This window comes from Nostoc sp. (genome assembly GCF_036917355.1).
Lineage (GTDB): Bacteria > Cyanobacteriota > Cyanobacteriia > Cyanobacteriales > Nostocaceae > Nostoc.
The window spans coordinates 61,242-68,784 of the sequence record NZ_JBALDP010000013.1; the positions used below are offsets into that span (position 1 = coordinate 61,242).

The following is a 7,543-nucleotide window of genomic DNA, read 5'->3' on the forward strand; positions in this document are numbered from 1 at the left end:
TTAGGAATTGAAATTCTGTACACCCAAAAGATAAAAAGTTTATTAAATCTCTTAAATTCTTAGTCTAAACACCAATAGCTTGTCATGTTCTGGTAAGAGTGTTATGAACACAATTTTTGGAGAAGCGATCGCTAATAGTTTGAGTTAATTGCACCTGTAGGGGTTAATATATCTTAATGTATTCGGTATTGCTTTTTTAGCGCCCCAATGGAGTTAACTTCAAAAGAATTTAAGTCAGAACTGATATTAGAAATTCAAGCCTGCCTGCAATTAGCAGTTCCCTTGGTAATTACTCAAATCTTAGAAGCGGGCATTCCTTTATTGGATGGGGTGATGATGGGCTTACTTAACAGCCAAGCTTTAGCTGCGGGTGCTTTAGGTGCTGTTACCTTTTCTACCCTAGCTTCCGTTTGTCGTTCTGTTCTTTCAGCCGCGGGTGTGAGTGTCGCCAATGCTTTTGGTGCAGGAAAGATAGACCAAGTGAGCCGTGCTACTGGTCAAGGAATTTGGTTAGCCGTGACGATGTGCTTACCTATAATGTTTATCATTTGGCACTTTGACTATATCCTGCTGCTAACTGGTCAAGAAGAAAGCAATGTGTTATTAGCTCAAACATATTTGCGGTCTATTGTTTGGGGTTTTCCGGCTGCACTCGGTTTTTGTATCTTAAAAGAAGTTAGCTCTGCCCTCAATCGTCCCCAATTCTTAACAGTAATTACGGTAGCTGGACTATTATTAAATGCGGTTGCTAATTACGTGCTAATGTTCGGTAAATTTGGTTTACCAGCCCTTGGTTTAGCCGGTATCGGTTGGGGAAGCACACTCATTTTTTGGCTAAATTTTATCGCTGCCGCCAGTTGGATTTGCTTTGATAACTATTTTAAAGACTATCAGCTTGATTGTGCTTTGCATCAGTTCGATAAAGATATGTTTATAGATATCTTCCAAACTGGATGGTTTTTGGGATTGCAGTATGGAGCAGAAATTGGAGTATTTACTGCCACTGCTTTAATGATGGGATGGTTTGGAACAGAGACATTAGCAGCCCATGAAATTACCGTCGAGACAGAAAGTTTTGTCGAAACAGTGTCTATAGGTATTTCCTATGCTGTCACGATGAGAGTAGGACAGTTGAGGGGACAAAACGATCTCAAGGGTGCAAGCAGAGCAGGATTAGTCTGTATTGCGCTTGTTACTCCTTTTGTAAGTATTGTGGCACTAATTTTTTGGCTGTTTCCCAACTATATTGTGGCAATGTATTTGGACACCAGTAATCTAGATAATATTGAGATAGTTAAAACGGCAACTTCTTTCCTGGCTGCGGGGGCAATAGTCCAAATATTTTATTCTATTCAGACTATTGCTGCTGGTGCTTTAATTGGGTTGAAAGACGCCAAAGTGCCAGTCTTAATTACTATGTTCGCTTACTGGGGAGTAGGTCTAGGTGGGGGCTATCTGATGGCATTCACTTTCGGCTGGGGTGCTATAGGTTTATGGTTGGGTTTAGTACTAGGGCTACTTATGGGTGCAGTGCTTTTAACTGGGCGTTTTTATCTTTTGACTTCTGAGATTGAGTCTGCTTGACTAAAGAGGATTTGGAGACAAGGAGAATTGGGGACAAGGGGAAAGACTTGTTGTAAGTTCTAAACTTTTGTCACCTTGTCACCTTGTCCACTCTGCGCCTACGATCACAGGTATATTTTATTACACTGGGATAGTAAAATAAAGCATAGAAGTAAGTGGGATAGGTAACTCAAGCACTAGTCGTGCATAGTATCAACAATGCCCACTTCTCATTACTGTTTAGAAGGTCTAAGTCTATCCCGCCAAGATGGTTGTGACGATGAAGAACCTGATGAACCAGAACTATTTGCAGGAGAGGACTCTCGTCGACTTCTTCTAGGCGGGGGTGAATCAGATTCTACTCTTCTAGAGCGTCGCCGTGGAGTAGATGATTCTGAGGAGGAGTTACTAGAACTTGATTCGCTGCGATCGCGCCTTCTCCGTCTTGGGGTATAATCGCTCGATTGCTGTTCTTCTTGAGAATAGCTTCTCCTTCTTCTACGCCTCCTAGATGAACTACTCTCCTCAGAATTAGAATTTCTCGCACTTTCACCTTCTGAGTCATCATCTTTAGAGGCAATAGAACGATTCAGGATTTGTTTGGGCTTGATAGACTGGGCTTTGATAGTGCCTTTGCGACCTTCTAACTTGGGTCGTTTGGGAAACTTTTCTACAGGCATCCCCTCTACAGCTTTTTCCATAAATTCGTGCCAAGTGTAAGCGGCACTACTACTACTGCCATAAGTGGGGCGGTTGTCATCGTTACCTAGCCACACCCCTGTCACCATCTGAGGAATGTAGCCAATAAACCATAAATCGCGGGCTTCATCGGAGGTGCCGGTTTTGCCTGCAACTGGTCTATTATCTAATTGGGCAGCACCGCCAGTTCCAGCTTCGACGACGTTGCGTAGCATCCAAGTCATGATGGCGGCACTGTCAGCGTCGAGGGCGCGTTTTGACTTGAAATTAGCCGACCAGATGACTTTGCCTTGGCGGTTGAGGATGCGGGTAATACCATGAGGCTCTGCGTGCAATCCCTGAGTTGCAAAACTACCATAAGCGCTGGTTAACTCTAGCAGATTGACTTCATTTGAACCAAGAGCCAAGGAGTAGGTGGGTTTAAGTTCAGATTTTATCCCCATATCATGGGCAAGTTTAATCGTTGGTGTAAATCCCACATCAATCAACACCTTGACCGCAACAATATTAACAGAGCGGGTAAGGGCATCTCGGATGTTCATTGAACCCCGGAAGTTTTCACTATAGTTTTTCGGTTCATAGCCATCTACGACAAAGGGCGCATCCTCGTAGCTATCGTAGGGGCTTTTGCCGGTAGCGATCGCAGTGGCATATACAAACCCTTTAAATGTCGATCCTGGCTGCCGTTGTGCCTGGGTAACTCGATTAAACTGATTTTTACCAAAGTCTTTTCCCCCAACCATTGCCTTAATTTCACCATTTCGGGGGTCTATGGCTACCATTGCAGCTTGCTTAAAGTTTTCCCAGCGTCCTTGATTTCGCAATGTTTTCGCAACTGCCTCTTCTGCGACTTTCTGCCAACTTGGGTTGAGGGTGGTTTCTACTACTAAACCCCCACTTTTTAACACATTAGCAGAAACATACTTCGGCAATTCTTTTTGGATGTAGCTGGTAAAGTAGGGTGATTCTACTTGGACTCGCTTGGGTAAACTGCTTTTGAGGGTTAATGGCTCCTGAACTGCTGCTTGCCTTTGCTCTGGTGTAATTACTTTATCTTCTTGCATCCGTAGCAATACCAAGTCCCGCCGCCGTTTTGCCGCTTCGGGATTTTTGTCTGGCGCGTATAAGCTTGGAGCAGGAGCTAATCCAGCAATCGTTGCCATTTCCGCAAGGGAAAGTTGATCTGGCGTTTTACTAAAGTATACCCAGGCGGCATCTGCCACACCGTAAGCTCCAGATCCCAAATAAACCAGATTTAAGTAACGCTCTAAAATCTGATCTTTGGTTAATTCTTGCTCCATTTTTTGGGCTAGGCGGACTTCCTTAAGTTTGCGCCAGATTGTCTGCTCTTGTTTCAAAAACAGAATCCGCGTTAGCTGTTGGGTGATGGTGCTACCACCTTCTACCACGCCTTGCGATCGCAAATTATTCAAACCCGCTCTGACAATCCCTTGCAGATCGACTCCGTTGTGTTGCCTAAATCTTCTGTCTTCTGAGGCGATGAAAGCTTTTTTTAAATTATCTGGTATTTGTTCTAGCTGTAGCTGTTCTCTGGTCGCTTCACCTTGTTGTTGTAATATAGTGCCATCAGCAGCTTTAATGGTCAGCGTTTGCTCTCGAAACACAGCATTCAACTCGGACTGATCTGGCAAAGTCCGATCTATTAAACTGATGCCATAGATCGAGGCAGCTATCCCACCACCAATACTCAAACCTGCCCAAAACCAGAAGCGGCGATAGAGTGGTCTAGCGCCAGTTGCCCGATTGACCCTCATCTTAGATGGTAAAATTTTCATTTTGCTCAGTAACTGCCTCGTCTGCGCCAGATGTGCTGGTGGTAAGCTCTCATTCGTTCCTCCTCGTCCAGAGTCACTCAAATTAGTTGGTCTTCGCTTGAACCAGGAGGTAAGCTTCCCCACGTCAGTTCCTCGCTCAAAGTAGTAAGCAATTATATAACCACCATCAATCAACTTTGGGGTTATAGCACTACCATTGTGTTAGTATAATATCCTATAAATAATTAACTGAATTCACTAGAAAATAATGTTTTTTAAATTTAGTTAATTTAGTTTTGTAAAAAATGTTGCAGTTTTGATAAATACTGCGAATATAAAAGCTATTGACAAGCATCCGCAAAGACAGCCCGAAAACGGCTTATTTCAGGAAAGTATAATGTCTACACCGGGCTACGACGAAGCAGAGCTAAGACGAAGCGCCGTTGCTCTTGGTAGTAATATCGGCGATTCCCAGACAATTTTAGAAGCAGCTATAGAGACTTTAGCCCAAATACCAGGTATTGTTTTAGAAGCCAGATCCCATTGGTATCAAACCAAAGCTGTCGGGCCACCACAACCAGATTACCTCAACGGCTGCGTCACATTGCAGGTAGAAATACTCCCCCAGCAGTTATTAGAAATTTTATTAGGAATTGAACAACAATTTGGGCGCGTTCGTCAGGAACGCTGGGGACCACGAACCCTAGATTTGGATTTGTTATTATATGATGACATTACTTTGGATACACCAAATCTCCAGATTCCCCATCCACGAATGCGGGATCGGGCCTTTGTGTTAGTCCCACTGGCAGAAATTGCCCCAGATTGGATAGAACCAGTTTCCGGGTGTGTTATTAAAGAGCTGCTGAAAGAGGTAGACTGTTCTGATGTACATTTATGGATGGACAATTAAAATTACCATCCTTAAAAGCAGAAGAACACTGATTTTTGCTCTGTATTCACAGATAATCAGATTTTACTATGCCTCTAGGTAGAGAATTACCACAACTGCTGAGACAACGCCTGTTTCATAAAGGACGCAAGTTTGATTTTGAAGTTAATCGCTTGCGTTTGCCGAATAAATCGGAAGGAGAATGGGAATGTATTCGTCACCCTGGTGGTGCCCTAGCTGTGCCAGTGACAGCGGAAGGTAAACTTATACTGGTGCGCCAGTATCGTTTTGCAATTCAGGGACGGATATTAGAATTTCCGGCGGGGACATTGGAAGGAACTGAAGAGCCTTTAGAAACAATACAACGTGAAATTGCCGAAGAAACTGGTTATAGTGCCCAAAAATGGGACAAATTAGGCGAATTTTTCCTAGCTCCTGGCTATTCTGATGAAATTATCTATGCTTTTCTGGCGCGAGATTTAGAAAAGCTGGAGACACCACCACCACAAGATGGAGACGAAGATATCGAAACTGTGTTTATGACTCCTGAAGAATTAGAAAAAGCGATTCTGGAGGGAGAGCCGGTAGATGCTAAATCAGTTTCTAGCTTTTTTCTGGCGCGTCCGTTTTTAGTTTAATACCCTTATGCTGCTAGAGTTAGCGATTGCAGATGCCTACGGTGCAGGCTTTGAATATGCAGACGAAGCGATCGCTAACAACGATTTGAGTCGATACGTCGAACATCCGCGGTTTCGACTCAATCCTGGCAGCTACACCGACGACACCCAGATGAGTATTGCCATTGCGGAAGTGATTGTCGCTCAAGCACCGTGGACGCCAGAAGTTTTAGCCAATAGTTTTGTTAAAGCTTTTAAACGCGATCGAAGAGAAGGTTATGCTCGAAACTTCTACCATTTTCTACTAGAAATTCAGGATGGGGAAGAATTTCTAACGAAAATTAACCCTGATAGTGACAAAAGTGGGGGAGCAATGCGTGCAGCACCCATTGGCATCTATCCCACACCAGAAAAAGTCATTGAGGCGGCAACAATTCAAGCAGCAATTACCCACAATACAACCGATGGGATCAATGCTGCCGTTGCGGCTGCCTTAATGTCGCATTATTTTATCTATCGATTGGGAGCAAAACGCAAATTAGGACGGTTTCTCGAAGGTTATGTATCTGGAGAGTGGAATAAACCGTGGGAAGGTAAAGTCAAGTCCAAAGGCTGGATGAGTGTCAGAGCAGCGATTACTGCGGTGATGCGTAATGACAGCATGAGCGAACTTTTACAAGATTGTATTGCTTTTACTGGGGATGTAGACACAGTAGCCGCGATCGCTTTGGCTGCTGGTTCTTGTAGCGAGGAAATTACTCAAGATATTCCCAATCATCTTGTCACAGGGTTAGAGAATGGAGCTTACGGTAGAGATTACCTCATCGAACTGGATAAGCAGTTAATGAGTTTAGTGGGTAAAAAGATCGGCTAAATCTAATACATCTGAGTAGCACTAAATAATCTGATTTTTCTAATTTTGGAGCGAGTTGAGTTCAGATGCTCAAAAGGCTATATTTTAGTGTTTAATTTTAAGTTAGATAATCGAAAGCATATTTCAAGCCAACCAAGCCAACATTGATGAATCATACTCTAGCTTCTACTTTAGGAGAACTACAAACAAAAATATATTGGCTACATGATGCTGAAAAATTTGCTGAATTGGCAGAAGCAGCAACTGAAATATATATTAAACTTGGATATGACCAACAAAAAGCAGAAAATCTTGGTCATTTAATTAGTGAAGCCTATCAGTTATCTGATGATGCTGATTTATCATACAAGGCTGGAGAAATTGAAAAAGAAATAAAATTTTATAATCAAGTAAAAGATAAATTTAAAGAGATTGAGGCTATATTAGGTCTTCAAAAAAATATAGCCGAACATCAAACAAAATGGTGGATACATTTTCGCCATAGACAGAAACTTCAAGTTATATATCACCTGTTTTTGCAACATTTCAAACCTTTGGGTTTAAATTATTTATTTATAGCTCTACAACTAACATATTATATGTTAAATATAGGCAAAGGTCATAATTTGCGCGATATAGAAGTAACTCAAAAAAACGCTACAAAATATTGGATGCAATTATTGAAATGTAATGTTACCAAATATCCATATTTAGGTTAATTTGGTGTTTTGTAAAATATTTAAAGAAGCAACGCATAGCATCTCGTAGAGAAAGTGATTTGATAAATTAAGCTTTTTAGTGAATTGCGCGTAAATCGTGGTTTTGTTTGTATCGTTGCAGTTGACAACCACCCTTTTAAGTTTCTTACTCATTCGCTACGCAATACGGTTCGGTTAAAGGGTAAAGGGGAAAGGGGAATAAAAAACCTTTAACCGCAAACCCATTCCCTTTTCCCCAAACCCTATTCTGAGTTCAAAATGCTTATCCGAACCGTATTGATTCCCTACGTAGTCAAGAAAGCTGAAAATTACTGTAATCCTCAAAGACTCATACCAATTTAATATGAAGCTGCATATAATAGAGGGAAGCAAACTTGATAAATTTGAATACTCATGAGCCGTCCTTTTGAGATTGAAATCGCAGA

At 42.1% G+C, this 7,543-nt stretch carries 6 protein-coding genes; 5 read left to right on the plus strand and 1 reads right to left on the minus strand.

All coding sequences use genetic code 11. The features are described 5' to 3' along the window. The first annotated feature begins 207 nt into the window (after window positions 1–207). A complete protein-coding gene (locus tag V7K53_RS03885; protein ID WP_335196325.1) occupies window positions 208–1,584 on the plus strand; it encodes an MATE family efflux transporter in 1,377 nt (458 codons plus the stop codon). Window positions 1,585–1,796: 212 nt separating this feature from the next. Here the strand turns inward: V7K53_RS03885 and V7K53_RS03890 are convergent, their stop codons facing one another. After that, window positions 1,797–4,181: a transglycosylase domain-containing protein gene (locus V7K53_RS03890; RefSeq protein WP_335196326.1), complete on the minus strand. Its 2,385-nt coding sequence runs from the start codon at window positions 4,179–4,181 to the stop codon at window positions 1,797–1,799. Window positions 4,182–4,434: 253 nt separating this feature from the next. Between V7K53_RS03890 and folK the strand changes: the two genes are divergently transcribed. From folK to V7K53_RS03910, 4 genes are all read left to right on the plus strand, one after another. Next, window positions 4,435–4,950: a 2-amino-4-hydroxy-6-hydroxymethyldihydropteridine diphosphokinase gene (gene folK / locus V7K53_RS03895; RefSeq protein ID WP_335196327.1), complete on the plus strand. Its 516-nt coding sequence runs from the start codon at window positions 4,435–4,437 to the stop codon at window positions 4,948–4,950. Window positions 4,951–5,018: 68 nt separating this feature from the next. Next, a complete protein-coding gene (locus V7K53_RS03900) occupies window positions 5,019–5,567 on the plus strand; it encodes an NUDIX hydrolase (protein WP_335196328.1) in 549 nt (182 codons plus the stop codon). 7 nt (window positions 5,568–5,574) lie between these two features. Then, on the plus strand, window positions 5,575–6,420 hold the full coding sequence (locus V7K53_RS03905; protein ID WP_335196329.1) for an ADP-ribosylglycohydrolase family protein: 846 nt from the start codon (window positions 5,575–5,577) through the stop codon (window positions 6,418–6,420). 146 nt (window positions 6,421–6,566) lie between these two features. Beyond that, window positions 6,567–7,118, plus strand: a complete 552-nt coding sequence (locus V7K53_RS03910; RefSeq protein WP_335196330.1) for a hypothetical protein — start codon at window positions 6,567–6,569, stop codon at window positions 7,116–7,118. Window positions 7,119–7,543: the final 425 nt, after the last annotated feature.